Here is a 14,912-nt window from a genome sequence, read left to right as displayed (position 1 = left end):
CGCGGGCGCGCGCTTCCGACGACGAGGTCTGGATCAGGTAGAAAGTGAAGGAAGGAATGATGAATGCAAGGAAGAGCGCGACGAAGACCGCCAGCTTCAGGCCGTGCGGGCCAGGAGCAATGAGCGGATCTTTTGACGACACGGCGTCGGACTCATTCACATCGCTTCTCCTCATCGTCCCCATATTACTCTCAAATATGCAGAGTTGATCCCTTCTTGCCTTGTAATGCTTTTGTATTTATTTCGACGTCGCCTCAGTGCGCTTCGTCCCAGTTGGCGCCGACGCCGACCTCGACCGCCAAGGGGACGCCAAGACCGCCCAATCGGGTCATCAGCGGCGGCAGTTCCTCACGCACGCGAGCGAGTTCGCGGTCGGGAACTTCCAGCACGATTTCGTCGTGGACTTGAAGGATTTGTCGGGTCTGCAGGCTCTCGCGATCGATCCAGTCTTGTACCGCGATCATCGCCAGTTTGATGAGATCGGCGGCAGTGCCCTGCATGGGGGCATTGATGGCGGCGCGCTCGGCGCCCTGGCGGCGTCCGACCTGGGCTGCGGTGATGTCTGGCAGCCAGAGCCGGCGGCCAAAGACGGTTTCGACGTAACCCTGCATTTTTGCCTCGTTGCGCGTGCGCTCCATGTAGCGCGCGACGCCGGGATAGCGGGCGAAATACCGTTCGATGTAGCTTTGCGCGGCACTGCGTTCGAGGTCGAGCTGGCGCGCGAGGCCGAAAGCGCTCATGCCGTAGATCAGTCCGAAATTGATGACCTTGGCAACGCGGCGCTGATCGGCGCCGACTTCGATCGGCGTGACGCCGAAAATCTCGGCGGCGGTGGCGCGGTGCACGTCCTCGCCGCTTGCAAAGGCTTCGATCAGCCGGGCGTCCTGCGAGAGGTGCGCCATGATGCGCAGTTCGATCTGCGAATAGTCGGCCGAGACAATATGACATCCTGGTGCGGCGATGAAGGCGGCGCGGATACGCCGGCCTTCGCTGGTGCGGACCGGGATGTTCTGCAGGTTGGGATCGCTCGAGGCCAGTCGTCCCGTTACCGCGACGGCCTGGGCGTAGCTGGTGTGCACGCGACCGGTCTGTGCATTGACCATGCGCGGCAATTTGTCGGTATAGGTGCCCTTGAGTTTGGCGAGTTGGCGGGATTCGAGCAGCAGTTTTGGCAGCGGATAGTCGAGGGCGAGTTCGGAGAGCACCTCCTCGTCGGTCGATGGCGTTCCCGACGGCGTCTTCTTCTTGACTGGCAGTCCCAGCTTGTCGAAGAGAATCTCGGCCAACTGTTTCGGTGAGTTGATGTTGAACGGCTGGCCAGCCAGTTCGTGCGCCTGGCCCTCGATTTCGAGCAGTCGCTTGCCGAGTTCGTCGCTTTGCCGTGCCAGCAGCGTGCTGTCAATGAGGATGCCGGTACGCTCCATGCGGTACAGGATGTCGCGGACCGGAATCTCGATCGTTTCGTAGATCCGCTTGAGACCGGTTTCGGCGGCGATCTGCGGGAAAAGCCGGGCGTGTAGCTGCAGGCAGAGGTCGGCGTCTTCGGCGCCGTACTCGCCGGCCTGTTCGATGGCGACCTGGTTGAAACCAATCTGGTGCACGCCCTTGCCGCACAGGTCCTCGTAGGCGATGGTTGCGAGGCCGAGGTGGCGCAGCGCCAGCTGGCCGAGATCATGGCCGCGCACGCCGGACCTGCCGGCCTCGAGCACATAGGACTGCAGCAAGGTGTCATGGACGACGCCGGCGAGCGCGATGCCGTGATTGGCGAAGACATGCTGGTCGTACTTGAGGTGCTGGCCGATCTTGGCGTGCCGCGGCGATTCGAGCCAGGGCTTGAGGCGGGCGAGCACCGCGTCGAGCGGCAGTTGCTGCGGGGCGCCCGGATAGTCGTGCGCCAGCGGCAGATAGGCGGCCTCGCCTTCGCGGGTGGCGAACGAGATGCCGACGAGGCGTGCGGCGAAGGGGTCGAGGCTGGTGGTTTCGGTGTCGAGCGCAACGAGCGGCGTTTTTTCGATCCGGTCGAGCCAGGTGTCGAATGTCGGCCAGTCGAGGATCGTCGTGTAGTGGCGCGGTGCCGGCGCGAACAGCGAGTCCGAGACGGGTGAAACGGGCGCGGCGATGGCGGTTGCTGGCGTCGTCGCCTTGTTCTGCTCACTGACTTCCTTCAGCCAGGACTTCATTTCGTAGCGCGTGAAGAGTTCGACAAGTTGCTCGCGATCGGTTGGCCGCGGGATGAGTTCGGTCGCGCGTTGCGGCAGGTCGAGGTCGCAGCGGACCGTGACCAGGCGTCGCCCGAGCGGCAGGAAATCGAGCGCGGTGCGCAGGTTTTCGCCGACCACGCCGCCGATGTCGCCGGCCGCGGCAATGATGCCGTCAAGCGATCCGTATTGCGCCAGCCATTTGACGGCGGTCTTGGGGCCGACCTTGTTGACGCCCGGAACGTTATCGACGGCATCGCCGATCAGTGTCAGGTAGTCGACGATCCGCTGCGGCGGAACGCCGAACTTGGCGAGCACGCCGGCCTCATCGAGCGTTTCGTTGCTCATCGTGTTGACCAGGCGAACCTGCGGCGTGACGAGTTGTGCAAGGTCCTTGTCGCCGGTCGATACGACCACGTCGAGTCCCTCCGCCGCGGCCTGGCACGCCAGAGTGCCGATGACGTCGTCGGCCTCGACGCCGTCGACCATCAGGATCGGCCAACCGAGCGCGGCGACGCCGGCATGGATCGGCGCGATCTGGGCGGCGAGGTCGTCGGGCATCGAGGGTCGGTTGGCCTTGTATTCAGGGTACCAGTCGTCGCGGAAGGTTTTGCCCTTGGCATCGAAGACGCAAGCCTTGTAAGCTACGTTCTGTCCTTTGAAGTCACCGTCCAGCCGCCGCAGCATGTTGAGCACGCCGTAGATGGCGCCGGTCGGCTCGTTCTGCGAGTTGCGCAGGTCGGGCATGGCGTGAAAGGCGCGGTAGAGGTAGGACGAACCGTCCACCAGCAGCAGGATAGGCTTAGTCATCGAGAAGGCACCATGAGCGAAAAACAGAAAGTCCCCCCGCTGGCTGATCCCGGCGCTTCCAAGTTCGCCGCCTCGCAGGAGGCCTGGCGAGTGTTCGGCATTATGTCAGAGTTCGTCGAGGCGACGCAGCGCCTGGCGGCGATCCGTCCGGCCGTGTCGATCTTCGGCAGCGCGCGGATCAAGCCCGGTTCGGAGTTTTACGCGCTGACCGAGGAAATCGCGCGCAAGCTCTCCGATTCGGGCTTTTCGGTCATCTCCGGTGGCGGCCCCGGCATCATGGAGGCGGCTAACAAGGGCGCCTATTTCGGCAAGTCGCCGAGCGTCGGCCTGAATATCCAGCTACCGCACGAGCAGATGGCCAATTCCTACCAGGATCTGTCGCAGACCTTCCGGCACTTTTTTGCGCGCAAGTACATGTTCGTGCGCTTCGCCAATGCCTATGTCGTTATGCCCGGCGGTTTCGGCACGCTCGACGAACTGCTCGAGGCGCTGACCTTGATCCAGACCGGCAAGAGCCAGAAAATCCCGATCATCCTGGTGCATGAGCCGTTCTGGCGCGGGCTCGTCGACTGGTTCCGGACGACGCTCGTCGATGAAGGCATGATTTCGCGGGATGACCTCGATCTTGTCCAGGTGCTCGACCGGCCCGAGGATGTCGTCAATGCCATTTTCAAGCATTACGAGTCGCGCGGCTTTGCACCGCTGCCTGCCGAGCGGGAGATGTGGCTGAATCTGTAATACAATGTAAGTATTCCCTTTGTTCTGTCCTGCCCGGAAAGCCGCCATGTCCCGATCGCCCAGTCTTCTCGCCTTGCTGCTGTGTGTTTGCGCGGGTTCCGTCGGCGCCCAGGGGCAAGCTATCCCGGCGCCGGTGAACGACGCGCGGCCGCCCGCCCTGGAAGTCATCGACGATTCGGTGGAGCCGCAGGTGACGATCCGCAAGCGCGGCGAAGACATGATCGAGGAATACCGGGTCAATGGCATACTCGTCAAGGTGGTGGTTACGCCGGAGCATGGCGTGCCCTATACGCTGATCGACCCGAAGGGCGATGGCGTGCTCGTGCCGTACAACCCGGCGGGAACGCAGATCAGTGTTCCGCTGTGGGAAATCGGTACCTTCTGATCCGACCCACCCCTGGCCATGGATGAATTTCCGCTCGCCGCGCCGGCGTTCTCCGGCGACAGCCGGACCGTCGATGCCGGCAATGCCTTCGACTGGTTGCGGCAAGGCTGGGCAGTGTTCATGGCGCAGCCGGGACAATGGCTGATCCTGTCGCTGTTGTTGCTGGTCATGATGTTGGGCTTGTCGATCGTGCCTTTGATCGGCACGCTGGCGGGCAATCTTCTGACGCCGGTGTTCCTGGCCGGCTTGCTGCATGCCTGTCGGCGCACGCTCAACGGCGAGACCCCGGAGGCGGGTGATCTTTTCGCCGGCTTCAAGGCCAATACCGGAAACCTGGTCATCATCGGCCTCTTTTATATGCTCGGCATGTTCTGCATTTTTCTTGTCGGCCTCGCGATTGGCGGCGGTGGCCTGGTTGGCGGGATGATGGCCGGGAGCATGCTCGGGGCGGGCGTCGCCTTCGGTGGCGTGGCGCTTGCGATGCTGCTGTCGCTGGTCTTGTCGGTGCCGCTATTCATGGCGCTCTGGTTCGCGCCGGCGCTCGTGTATTTCAATCGCATGGCACCGGTCGAGGCGCTCAAGGCGAGTTTTGGCGCTTGCGCGAAAAATACACTGCCTTTCCTGGTCTATGGGCTGATCGTCCTGATCCTGACTTTTTTTGCGGCTTTGCCGCTGTTCCTCGGGTTTCTCGTACTCCTGCCGGTCATCGCCGGTTCGGTCTACGTGTCCTACCGGGACATCTTCCTGGCCGACTGACGTGGCCTTTTTCGGGTTCCGATGCAAGCACTGACTCTCCCTGCGCGCCGCGGCTGGCGTTGGATTATTGACGGCTACGCGATCTACAGCAAAAGCCGGCTGATGCTTTCCCTGATCGTTTTCTCCTATTGGCTGCTGATGATGACGGTCAATTCGGTGCCGGTCATCGGGCAGGTGATCGCGACGATCTGCCTGCCGGCGATGTCCGTCAGCATGATGAATGCGTTCCGGCGCATCGAGCAGGGCGGGACGGTCCTGCCGCCGGTGCTGTTTTCCGGGTTTTCGGCTAATACTCCGATCCTGCTCAGCTTGGGCGGCATGTATTTGTGCGCGGCGCTGCTGATTTTCGCGATCACGTCGCTGATCGACGGCGGCGTGCTGTTCAACCTCTTCGTCGTCGGCGGCGAGTTCGACGAGACCTTGTCCACCAACGCGGTGCTGGTTGCCGCGCAAATCGCCACCGTGCTTTTCATGCCGCTGGTCATGGCCTACTGGTATGCCCCGATTCTGGCGGCATGGCATGGCTATTCGGCGGCGAAATCGCTGTTTTTCAGCCTCGTCGCCTGCATGCGGAACTGGCGCGCGTTTCTCGTTTACGGGTTCGGCCTGATCGGCTGTGGCCTCGCCATGCTGCTCTTGTCCGGCATGGTGTCGTCGATGTTCGCGGGCGCCGGCAAACTGTCGTTCCTGGTCGTCGGTTTCATCGGCATGCCGATTGTCTATGCCAGCTTCTACGTCAGTTATCGCGACGTCTTCGTCGCTGTCGACGAGAATGTCTGAAGCATTGACCCTGCGTCCGCTCGGTATTTTCGGCGGTACCTTCGATCCCGTTCATTGCGGCCACTTGCGCCTGGCGGAGGAAGCGGCCGACGCGCTGGCGCTCGATACCGTGCGCTGGATTCCGGCCGGACAACCGCCGGCACGTCTGCGTCCGCCGCTGGCCAGCGCCCGCCAGCGCCTGGAAATGGTGCGGCGGGCCATCGATGGCAACGCCCGTTTCGAGATCGATGCCGGCGAAGTCGAGGCCGATCAGACCAGTTATACCGTCCTGACGCTGGAGCGACTGCGCCTGCCGACGGTCTGCGGCACGGCGCGACCGCTCGTGTTGCTGACCGGCGCCGATGCCTTTGCCGGCATGTCGAGTTGGCATCGCTGGGAGCGACTCTTCGAGTTGGCGCATGTGGCCGTCGCCTGCCGTCCCGGTTATTCGATCCAGGCCGACAGCCTGCCGCCGGCGCTTGCCGAGGTCTATCGGCAGCGTCTCTGCGACGATCCCGCCGAGCTTTCCGAGGCGCCGGCCGGACGCATCGTCAGCTTCGCCATGACGCCGCTCGGCATTTCGGCGACGCGCATCCGCGAGGCGCTGGCAAAGCGGACGAGTCCGCGCTACCTGTTGCCGGACGCAGTCCTCGACTATATTCATCTTCATTCACTGTACCAGGAGAGCTGATCCGCCTATGAACACCGCCCAGATCGAGCAGATCGTCGTTGCCGCGCTCGAAGACATCAAAGGCAAGGACATCGAAGTCATCAATACCAGCGCGCTGACGCCGCTGTTCGAGCGCATCGTCGTCGCCAGCGGCGATTCCAACCGCCAGGTGCGTTCTCTCGCACGTAACGTCGAGGACAAGGTGCGCGAAGCCGGCATCGAGATCCTGTCGACCGAAGGCGAGGACGGCGGTGAATGGATTCTGGTCGATCTCGGTTCGGTCGTTGTTCATGTCATGCAGCCGGCGATCCGCGCGTACTACAACCTCGAAGAACTCTGGGGCGGCAAGGGTCCGGCCCGCGTGCGGGCGGCCTCGCATTCGGCCTGAGGTCCGGCGATGCGCCTGACCATTCTTGCCGTCGGTCACCGGACGCCCGACTGGGTCGCCGACGGTTGCGCCGAGTATTTGAAGCGCATGCCGCGCGAGTTGCCGCTGACGGTTGTCGAGATCAAGCCGGAGCCGCGCGGGACGAAGACCCGCGAGCAATTGCTGGCAGCGGAAAAAGTCCGTCTGCAGCAGGCCCTGCAGGGCTATTCCCGCATTGTCGTGCTCGATGAGCGCGGCGAGGATCTGACGACGGTGAAGCTCGCCCAGAAGCTCGAAGGCTGGATGCGAGAAGGCGGCGACACCGCCTTCATCATCGGCGGCGCCGACGGCATCGACGCCGAGATCAAACAGCGCAGCGACGCGATGATCCGCCTGTCGAGCCTGACGTTGCCGCACGCGATGGCCCGCCTGGTGTTGTGCGAGCAGCTCTATCGCGCGCACAGCGTCGTGCGCAACCATCCCTATCACCGCGAAGGCTAGGCGATGGCGCTCGAACTGGATGCACCGGCGATCTATTTGGCATCGCGCAGCCCGCGTCGCCGCGAGTTGCTGACGCAGATCGGCGTCAGCTTCGATGTCATCGCCTTTCGCGGCCCGCCGCGCGAGGATGACGAAACCGATGAAACGCCGCTGCCTGGTGAGCGGCCGATCGATTATGTCCAGCGCGTCGCCGAGGCCAAGGCCCGCCATGGCGAACGGATCGTCGGATGGCGTCGCCTCGAGCGACGTCCGGTGCTGGCGGCCGATACGACCTTGGAGTTCGATGGCGAGATCATCGGCAAGCCCTGCGATGCGGACGATGCCTTTCGCATTCTGCGGCGACTGTCGGGCAAGACGCATCGGGTGCTGACGGCGGTAGCGGTGGCGGGTGACGGGCGCCTGGAAGCGGCCTTGTCGATCAGCGCGGTGCGTTTTGGCGTGCTAGATGACGAAGACATCCGGCGCTATGTCGATAGCGGCGAACCGATGGACAAGGCTGGCGCCTACGGCATCCAGGGGCATGCCGGTCTGTTCGTCGAGCATCTGGCCGGCAGCTATACCGGTGTGATGGGCCTGCCGCTGTTTGAAACGGGGCGTTTGCTCCGGCGGTTCAACGCGTCGTACTGAGGCGACGGTCGAGCAATTCGGCGACTTCGGCAATACCGGTGGGGCGCGGCGGCGTCGGTGCCGGCAGGCGCCAGAGCTCAGTTAGTGTGTCAGCGAGATCGCCGCTGCGAAGAGCATCGGCACCGACCTCACGGCAGCGTGCGTGCTGCTCCAGCCATTCGATCAGGCAGTCCTGTTCGGGCCAGTCGGTCCGCCGCTGGTAGAGGACGGCGGTGCCGTTGCAGGCGGCCTCCGTGAAGGTGCCATAGCCGGGCTTGGTTAGCACCGCGTCGACGCTGGCGAGCACGTCGGTAATAGGCAATTTCAGAGGTTCAAGCGCGTTTATGTCCGCCCGTTCGACGCCCCAATCTTGTGGCACCAGCCAATGGATGCCGGGATGTTGCGGCCAGTGTTCGACGGGCAGTTCGTGCGCGACACCGCCAAAGGCGATCAGGACGATCCGGTCATCGTCACAAGCCAGGCGCTCAGCCAGTTTGTCGCGCCGGCGCCGGCCGAGCGACGCGACCGGCCCGACCGGACGGGCATTGCCGAGCGCAGCCATCGGCATCGCCGGAATTAGCCGGAGGAAGTGCTCGGCGGATGCGTAGGCAGCGTGGATTTCGGCATGGATCGGATTGGCCCAATCGGCGTCGCCGAAGAAATGGGCGAAGAGTTCGGCCCAGTTGAGCGAGCACATCGTCAGCGCCGGAATGCCGGCTTGGGCGGCGCCGGCGAGCGGCAGGTAGGCGACGTCGGTCAGAACGAGGTCGGCCGCGCAGTCGGCGAGCAGGCGCGCCTCGGCGGCAACGCGCCGGGACCAATCGGCGTGGAAGGCGCGGTAGCGGCGTTCGGTTTCGGCTGCGTCAATGCTGACGGCATTGAGCATGGCGAAGCCGAAATCGGTGCTGTCGGCGATGAAGGCGAAATCGCCGCGAATGCGCGCCCGGACCTTCGCTTCGGGCAGTCCGCAGCGCACTGTCAGGCGCAGGTTGGGGCGCCGGTCCTGCAGCGCACTGAGGATCGGCGCTGTCTGAGCAAGATGCCCGAAGCCGTGCGAGGAGATATCGACGAAGAGATGCGGCATCGCTAGGGTGCGACGAAACGCGCGAGCATGCCGCCCTGGCAGGGCTCGGCGAGCGGAATCCAGACGCGGTGACCGTTGCCGGGCGCGACGTCGATGCCAATCCCTTCGGCATTTTCCATGCGATCGAGAACGAATTCGCGATTGCCGGCGGGGTGGACGAGTTCGAGGCGGTCGCCGACGGCAAAACGGTTCTTCACCTCGACTTCGACGAGGCCTCGGCCAACCTCCCCGCTGATGATGTCGCCGACATAACGGCTGCGCCCGGATTCCGAATGACCGCGCAGGTAGTTCTGGCGCTCGGCGTCGTGATGGCGCTGATAAAAGCCATCGGTATAGCCGCGGTTGGCAAGGCCCTCGAGTTCTCCGAGTAGGCGCGTATCGAGCGGGCGTCCGGCGAGTGCGTCGTCAATGGCGCGGCGATAGGTTTGCGCGGTACGTGCCGCGTAGTACGGGGATTTCGTTCGTCCCTCGATCTTGAGCGAATCGACGCCGATGTCGACCAGGCGCTGCACATGCTCGATGGCGCGCAGGTCCTTCGAGTTGAGGATGTAGGTGCCGTGTTCGTCTTCCTCGATCGGCATCAGTTCGCCGGGCCGTTCGCTTTCTTCGAGCAACCAGACGTCGGCGGCCGCGTCTTCGGCGGCAGGACGCACGGCATAATCCCAGCGGCATGAGTTGGTGCAACTGCCCTGGTTCGAGTCGCGCCGGTTGAAATAGCCGGAGAGCAGGCAACGGCCCGAGTAGGCGATACAGAGCGCGCCGTGCACGAAGACTTCGAGCTCGATGTCGGGGCATTCCTGCCGGATTTCGGCGACTTCGTCGAGCGAGAGTTCGCGCGAGAGGATGATGCGACGGATGCCAAGCTTTCGCCAGAAGCGAACGGCGGCGAAGTTCACGGTGTTGGCCTGGACCGAGAGATGGATCGGCAAGCTCGGCCAGCGTTCACGGACGAGGTCGATCAGGCCGGGGTCGGCCATGATCAGGGCGTCGGGGCCGAGCGCGACGACCGGCGCCATGTCGGCGAGATAGCTGCGTACCTTGGCGTTGTGCGGCAGCACATTGCTGACGACATAGAACGACTTGCTCGCGGCATGGGCTTCGCTAATGGCGTCACCGAGGCGTTCGAGGTTGCCGAATTCGTTGTTGCGGACGCGCAGGCTGTAGCGCGGTTGGCCGGCATAGACGGCGTCGGCACCGAAGGCAAAGGCGGTGCGCATCATGACGAGCGAGCCGGCGGGGGCGAGCAGTTCGGGGCGGCGGGAAGCGTTTGGCATGCGGCGGAGGCGGCGAAAGGAACCGAGAAAAATGCGGGAAAAAGGTAGAATGCAGCGGAAACCGGCATTTTACCCGGATCGGGCAAGACAATCGGATACCATGGCTGAAGACATCCTCATCAATTTCACACCGCAAGAGACGCGCGTCGCCGTCATCTACCAGGGCGCCGTGCAGGAATTGCACATCGAGCGCACGGCCAATCGCGGTCTCGTCGGCAACATCTACCTGGGGCGGGTCGTTCGCGTCCTTCCCGGCATGCAGTCCGCATTCATCGACGTCGGCCTCGAACGCACGGCCTTCCTCCATGTCGCCGACATCTACGAATCGCGACCGGCCGGCGAGCCGCCGCGGCCGATCGAACGCATCCTGCACGAGGGTCAGAGCATCGTCGTCCAGGTGATCAAGGATCCGATCGGCACCAAGGGCGCACGCTTGTCCACGCAGATGTCGCTGGCCGGGCGCTTGCTGGTCTATCTGCCGATGGAGAAGCACATCGGGATTTCCCAGCGTATCGAGAACGAGGCAGGGCGCGAGGCCCTGCGCGAGAAACTGGCGCGCCTGGTGCCGGAGGACGAGCCGGGCGGATACATCGTTCGCACCATGGCCGAGAATGCCAGCGACGAAGACCTGCTCAAGGACATGGCGTACCTGCGCAAGCTCTGGGGTAACATCGAGGAGCGGTCGCGCACGCGTGCCGCGCCGTCGATGATCTACCGCGAGTTGTCGCTCGGCTTGCGTGTGCTGCGCGATTTCGTCAGTTCGGATACGACCGACATCGTCATCGATTCGCGCGAGAACTTTCAGGCGCTGAAGGCCTTTGCCGATATGTACACGCCGTCGGTGCTACCCTTGCTGACGCATTACACCGGCGAGCGGCCGCTCTTCGATCTGCACGGCGTCGAGGACGAAATCCAGAAGGCATTGGCGCGCCGCGTCGATCTGAAGTCTGGCGGCTACCTGATTTTCGACCAGACCGAGGCGATGACGACGATCGACGTCAATACCGGCGGTTTCGTCGGTGTGCGCAATTTCGACGACACCGTGTTCAAGACCAATCTCGAGGCGGCGCAGGCGATCGCCCGGCAACTCCGTCTGCGTAACCTTGGTGGCATCATCATCATCGATTTCATCGACATGGACAGCGACGAGCATCGCGCGGCGGTGCTGGCCGAGTTCAACAAGGCGCTGGCCAGCGATCACACGCGGTTGACTGTCAACGGTTTCAGCGCGCTCGGTCTCGTCGAAATGACGCGCAAGCGGACGCGCGAGTCGCTGGCGCACGTGCTCTGCGAGGAATGCCCGACCTGCGGCGGTCGTGGCGAAGTCAAGACGGCGCGTACCGTCTGCTACGAGATCCTGCGCGAGTTGCTGCGCGAGGCGCGCCAGTTCAATGCCCGCGAATTCCGCATTCTCGGTAGCGTGCCAGTGATCGATGTCTTCCACGATGAGGAATCGCAGGGGTTGGCGATGCTGTCCGATTTTATCGGCAAGCCGATTTCGCTACAGGCGGAGCCCAGCTATACCCAGGAGCAATACGACATCGTCCTGTTGTGACGCAAGGGCTGCCGTGATTGGGCGGCCTACTGCCAGCGATCGATGATTTCCTGCAGTTTTCCGTTCTTGCGCATGACATCGATCGCATCGGCGATTTTCCTGGCCAACGGGGCCGGAAAGTCGGGGCCTGCGGCGATATAGATGCCGATGGTGTTGCCGACCACCGGGCCTTCTTGCAGCATCTCCGGCAGCGCGCCGATTTTCCGCCAGTGGTAGCGGTAGACGACGCGTGAGTCGGCGATGGCATCGACGCGTCCGCTCAGCAACTTCTTGATATTGGCCTCGGCGTCGCCGGCGTTGTCGTCGATCCGGCTGAAACCTTGTCGGCGCAGGAATTCGATCGCGGCGTGACCACGAATCAGGCCGACCGACAAGTTGCGCGCCTCGTCGAGCGTGCGCGGCGGCGTGGCCTTGGCGTAAGTCGCGATGCGGATCTGGTTGGGTACCAGTTCGGCGATCCATCGGTATCGCGTTTCCCGTTCGGGGGTGCGTGACAAGGGGATCAAGGCGACCGGTTCGCCGTTCCGCCGCAATACTTCGGCTTGCGCCCGCATCCAGGGGAGTCCCAGCTGGAATTCGAACCCTGGGGCGCCGTACTTGCCGGCTTCGTTGAGAATTTCGACAACGATGCCGAGTGGCTTGCCTTGCACGACGCCGTTCCAGGGCATCGATTCGTTACCCAGAACCAGCACGGTCGACCCACGTGCCATCGTGCTCGCCAACAGCAAAACGCAAACGAGAAATAAACCGTTGGCGAGGGCTTTCATCGTCGTCCCGGGGTCAAAGTGGATCGGAAGGGCTGGTGCCGGCCAAGGGGCCGGACACGGGAGGTCGAGCCACGGTCGAGTGTATCCCAAGGAACGACGAAGCGCCTAGACCGGGACGTCGGTGCGTTCGACCACCCGGCGAAGGACGAAGCTCGAATGCACGCCGGTGACCCCCTGGATCCGATTGATGCGATTGAGCAGGAGTTCCTGGAACGCATCCATGTCCCGGACGATCACCTTGAGTTGATAGTCGGCATCCTGCCCCGTGATCAGCAGGCATTCGAGCACTTCCGGCAGTTTCCGGATCTCCATCTCGAAGTGTTCGAAGCGTTCGGGCGTGTGCGCATCCATGGCAATGTAGATGAGCGCAACGAGCGAATAGCCCAGGGCCTTTTCATTGACCCGGGCACGGTAGTCACGGATGACGCCGGCGTCTTCGAGCGCACGGACGCGGCGCAGGCAGGGCGAGGGCGACAGACCGACACGGTCGGCGAGGTCCTGGTTGCTGATGCGCCCTTCCTGCTGGAGGACCTGCAGAATCGCGCGGTCGTAGCGGTCGATTTCCATAAATATCTCGCTGTCTCGTTAGTGAGCAATTTTATTGCTGGCACGACTAATTATATTTAATTTAATGCCAAAAAGTCGTGTCTGTTCGTTGATAATCGCAATCGTCTGCGTTGCGCTCTCGGCTAAGATACTGTCATTGAGATGATTGTTGATTCCGGAGAGAGATGTCATGTTGAAGAATCCCGCCAGCAAATACACCGCGTTTCCGCCGATTGCGTTGAGCGACCGGCGCTGGCCGTCGCAAACCATCACGCGCGCGCCGATCTGGATGAGTTCCGATCTGCGCGACGGGAACCAGGCGCTGTTCGAGCCGATGAATGCCGAGCGCAAGATGCGCATGTTCCGGACCTTGTGCGCGGTCGGTTTCAAGGAAATCGAGGTTGGCTTTCCGTCGGCGTCGCAGACCGATTTTGATTTCGTCCGGACCCTGATCGAAGGCAAGCATATTCCCGATGACGTGACCATCGAAGTGCTGGCGCCGGCGCGGGGCGAACTGATCCGCCGTACCGTCGAGAGCCTGAAGGGGGCGCGGCGAGCCATCGTGCATATCTACAATGCAACGTCGAAGCCGTTCCGGGAGGTGGTCTTCGGTCTGAGCAAGGCCGAGATCGTCGGCATGGCGGTGTCTTCGGTGAAGCTCGTGCGCGAGTTGTGCGACGCCCAGCCGGACACCGAATGGATGCTCGAATACAGCCCGGAACACTTTACCGGGACCGAGCTCGACTATGCGCTGGAAATTTGCGATGCGGTGACCGAGGCGTGGGGCGCGACGCCGGCTCGCAAGGTCATTCTGAACCTGCCGACGACGGTGGAGATGGCGACGCCGAACGTTTATGCCGACCAGATCGAGTGGATGCATCGCCATCTCGCGCGTCGTGACAGCGTCATCCTCAGCCTGCATCCGCATAACGATCGCGGGACGGCGGTCGCGGCCGCCGAAATGGCGCTGATGGCGGGCGCGGATCGCGTCGAGGGTTGCCTGTTCGGAAACGGTGAGCGGACCGGCAACGTCGATCTGGTGACGCTGGCACTCAATCTTTACACGCAAGGGGTCGATCCGAAGCTCGATTTTTCCGATATCAACTCGGTGGCGCGTACCTTCGAGTACTGCACGCAACTGCCGATTCATCCGCGTCATCCGTATGTCGGCGATCTGGTGTTTACCGCCTTCTCCGGTTCGCACCAGGATGCCATCCGCAAGGGCTTTGCCGTTCAGCAGCAGGATGCCACGTGGGATATGCCATATCTGCCGATCGATCCGGCCGACCTCGGGCGCAGCTACGATTCGGTCATTCGCGTGAATAGCCAGTCGGGCAAGGGCGGTGTCGCCTATCTGCTCGAAACCGAATACGGCATCACCATGTCGCGTCGCTTGCAGGTGGAGTTCTCGGGCGAAGTGCAGCGTCATACCGACACCCACGGCGGCGAGATGGAAGCGGCCGACATCTGGAATCTCTTCTCGGCGACCTATCTCGAGACGACGACGCCGGTGCGCTATCTCGAACATCATCTGTTCGAGGATGGCCAGGCCCAGGGTATCCGCCTGATTGCCGAGGTCGATGGTGAGCGGCAGACGCTGGTTGGCGAGGGCAACGGCCCGATCGATGCAGCGGTACATGCCTTGAGCACGATCGGTCTGGCGATCGAGGTGCGCAGCTATGAAGAGCGCTCGATGGGCAAGGGTGGCGATGCTCGCGCCTGCGCTTTCATGGAAGTCTGCGGCGCCGGCGGTGATCGCGACTGCTTCGGTATCGGCCTGGACGCCAATATCGTCACGGCATCGATCAAGGCGCTGATGAGCGGCGTCAATCGCCTGTATGGGAACGGGAGGGCGGCAGACCCGGCCTGAGCGGTCAGATCGTCGTCGGATGGCGG

General features: G+C 63.0%; 15 protein-coding genes. 10 read left to right on the top strand and 5 right to left on the bottom strand.

Annotation, left to right across the window (positions count from 1 at the left end; genetic code table 11):
* Positions 1-254 precede the first annotated feature (254 nt).
* Positions 255-3,008 carry a DNA polymerase I gene (polA, locus tag BLR25_RS01590; protein WP_091932368.1) on the bottom strand — a complete coding sequence of 918 codons (2,754 nt, stop codon included), beginning with the start codon at positions 3,006-3,008 and terminating at the stop codon, positions 255-257.
* A gap of 12 nt (positions 3,009-3,020) precedes the next feature.
* Here polA and BLR25_RS01585 point away from each other — a divergent pair, with 12 nt between their 5' ends.
* From BLR25_RS01585 to BLR25_RS01550, 8 genes are read left to right on the top strand one after another with little or no spacing between them, the layout of a single operon-like run.
* Complete coding sequence (locus tag BLR25_RS01585; RefSeq protein WP_091932365.1) at positions 3,021-3,746, top strand: LOG family protein; 726 nt, start codon at positions 3,021-3,023, stop codon at positions 3,744-3,746.
* Between the two features lie 46 nt (positions 3,747-3,792).
* Positions 3,793-4,131, top strand: coding sequence for a DUF2782 domain-containing protein (locus tag BLR25_RS01580; protein ID WP_091932364.1), 339 nt, complete (start codon positions 3,793-3,795; stop codon positions 4,129-4,131).
* Positions 4,132-4,149: 18 nt separating this feature from the next.
* Positions 4,150-4,887, top strand: a complete 738-nt coding sequence (locus tag BLR25_RS01575; protein WP_091932362.1) for a BPSS1780 family membrane protein — start codon at positions 4,150-4,152, stop codon at positions 4,885-4,887.
* A gap of 21 nt (positions 4,888-4,908) precedes the next feature.
* Complete coding sequence (locus tag BLR25_RS01570; protein WP_091932360.1) at positions 4,909-5,667, top strand: BPSS1780 family membrane protein; 759 nt, start codon at positions 4,909-4,911, stop codon at positions 5,665-5,667.
* Positions 5,660-6,337 carry a nicotinate-nucleotide adenylyltransferase gene (gene nadD, locus BLR25_RS01565; RefSeq protein WP_091932359.1) on the top strand — a complete coding sequence of 226 codons (678 nt, stop codon included), beginning with the start codon at positions 5,660-5,662 and terminating at the stop codon, positions 6,335-6,337. Before BLR25_RS01570 ends, nadD begins: the two co-directional genes overlap by 8 nt.
* A gap of 7 nt (positions 6,338-6,344) precedes the next feature.
* Positions 6,345-6,704 (top strand): ribosome silencing factor, encoded by a 360-nt coding sequence (rsfS, locus tag BLR25_RS01560; RefSeq protein ID WP_091932357.1) that lies wholly within the window; start codon positions 6,345-6,347, stop codon positions 6,702-6,704.
* Positions 6,705-6,713: 9 nt separating this feature from the next.
* A complete protein-coding gene (gene rlmH / locus BLR25_RS01555; RefSeq protein ID WP_091932355.1) occupies positions 6,714-7,184 on the top strand; it encodes a 23S rRNA (pseudouridine(1915)-N(3))-methyltransferase RlmH in 471 nt (156 codons plus the stop codon).
* Positions 7,185-7,187: 3 nt separating this feature from the next.
* Positions 7,188-7,811: a Maf family protein gene (locus tag BLR25_RS01550; protein ID WP_091932354.1), complete on the top strand. Its 624-nt coding sequence runs from the start codon at positions 7,188-7,190 to the stop codon at positions 7,809-7,811.
* Here the strand turns inward: BLR25_RS01550 and BLR25_RS01545 are convergent.
* Entirely contained in the window at positions 7,795-8,874 is a 1,080-nt protein-coding gene (locus BLR25_RS01545) for a hypothetical protein (protein WP_091932353.1), read from the bottom strand. The two genes, BLR25_RS01550 and BLR25_RS01545, sit on opposite strands and share 17 nt — an antisense overlap.
* Positions 8,875-8,876: 2 nt before the next feature.
* Positions 8,877-10,148 carry a peptidase U32 family protein gene (locus BLR25_RS01540; RefSeq protein ID WP_091932352.1) on the bottom strand — a complete coding sequence of 424 codons (1,272 nt, stop codon included), beginning with the start codon at positions 10,146-10,148 and terminating at the stop codon, positions 8,877-8,879.
* A 100-nt stretch (positions 10,149-10,248) separates the two neighbouring features.
* Here BLR25_RS01540 and rng point away from each other — a divergent pair, with 100 nt between their 5' ends.
* The gene (gene rng / locus BLR25_RS01535) at positions 10,249-11,703 is read left to right on the top strand and encodes a ribonuclease G (protein ID WP_091932351.1); all 1,455 of its coding nucleotides are present in this window, start codon (positions 10,249-10,251) and stop codon (positions 11,701-11,703) included.
* A 26-nt stretch (positions 11,704-11,729) separates the two neighbouring features.
* Here rng and BLR25_RS01530 read toward each other — a convergent pair whose 3' ends face one another.
* Both BLR25_RS01530 and BLR25_RS01525 read right to left on the bottom strand, forming a co-directional pair.
* Complete coding sequence (locus tag BLR25_RS01530) at positions 11,730-12,470, bottom strand: substrate-binding periplasmic protein (RefSeq protein ID WP_091932350.1); 741 nt, start codon at positions 12,468-12,470, stop codon at positions 11,730-11,732.
* 105 nt (positions 12,471-12,575) lie between these two features.
* On the bottom strand, positions 12,576-13,037 hold the full coding sequence (locus BLR25_RS01525; RefSeq protein WP_091932348.1) for an Lrp/AsnC family transcriptional regulator: 462 nt from the start codon (positions 13,035-13,037) through the stop codon (positions 12,576-12,578).
* Between the two features lie 169 nt (positions 13,038-13,206).
* On the opposite strand from BLR25_RS01525, the gene leuA reads away from it, so the two are divergent.
* Positions 13,207-14,886, top strand: a complete 1,680-nt coding sequence (gene leuA / locus BLR25_RS01520) for a 2-isopropylmalate synthase (RefSeq protein WP_091932345.1) — start codon at positions 13,207-13,209, stop codon at positions 14,884-14,886.
* Positions 14,887-14,912: the final 26 nt, after the last annotated feature.

The sequence above is a fragment of the Propionivibrio dicarboxylicus genome, from assembly GCF_900099695.1.
Lineage (GTDB): Bacteria > Pseudomonadota > Gammaproteobacteria > Burkholderiales > Rhodocyclaceae > Propionivibrio > Propionivibrio dicarboxylicus.
This window is presented reverse-complemented; position numbering and strand designations above follow the sequence as displayed.

Coding starts and splice junctions, on each gene's coding strand:
- polA (WP_091932368.1), bottom strand. CDS start 3,008: ATGACTAAGCCTATCCTGCTGCTGGTGGACGGTTCGTCCTACCTCTAC.
- BLR25_RS01585 (WP_091932365.1), top strand. CDS start 3,021: ATGAGCGAAAAACAGAAAGTCCCCCCGCTGGCTGATCCCGGCGCTTCC.
- BLR25_RS01580 (WP_091932364.1), top strand. CDS start 3,793: ATGTCCCGATCGCCCAGTCTTCTCGCCTTGCTGCTGTGTGTTTGCGCG.
- BLR25_RS01575 (WP_091932362.1), top strand. CDS start 4,150: ATGGATGAATTTCCGCTCGCCGCGCCGGCGTTCTCCGGCGACAGCCGG.
- BLR25_RS01570 (WP_091932360.1), top strand. CDS start 4,909: ATGCAAGCACTGACTCTCCCTGCGCGCCGCGGCTGGCGTTGGATTATT.
- nadD (WP_091932359.1), top strand. CDS start 5,660: ATGTCTGAAGCATTGACCCTGCGTCCGCTCGGTATTTTCGGCGGTACC.
- rsfS (WP_091932357.1), top strand. CDS start 6,345: ATGAACACCGCCCAGATCGAGCAGATCGTCGTTGCCGCGCTCGAAGAC.
- rlmH (WP_091932355.1), top strand. CDS start 6,714: ATGCGCCTGACCATTCTTGCCGTCGGTCACCGGACGCCCGACTGGGTC.
- BLR25_RS01550 (WP_091932354.1), top strand. CDS start 7,188: ATGGCGCTCGAACTGGATGCACCGGCGATCTATTTGGCATCGCGCAGC.
- BLR25_RS01545 (WP_091932353.1), bottom strand. CDS start 8,874: ATGCCGCATCTCTTCGTCGATATCTCCTCGCACGGCTTCGGGCATCTT.
- BLR25_RS01540 (WP_091932352.1), bottom strand. CDS start 10,148: ATGCCAAACGCTTCCCGCCGCCCCGAACTGCTCGCCCCCGCCGGCTCG.
- rng (WP_091932351.1), top strand. CDS start 10,249: ATGGCTGAAGACATCCTCATCAATTTCACACCGCAAGAGACGCGCGTC.
- BLR25_RS01530 (WP_091932350.1), bottom strand. CDS start 12,470: ATGAAAGCCCTCGCCAACGGTTTATTTCTCGTTTGCGTTTTGCTGTTG.
- BLR25_RS01525 (WP_091932348.1), bottom strand. CDS start 13,037: ATGGAAATCGACCGCTACGACCGCGCGATTCTGCAGGTCCTCCAGCAG.
- leuA (WP_091932345.1), top strand. CDS start 13,207: ATGTTGAAGAATCCCGCCAGCAAATACACCGCGTTTCCGCCGATTGCG.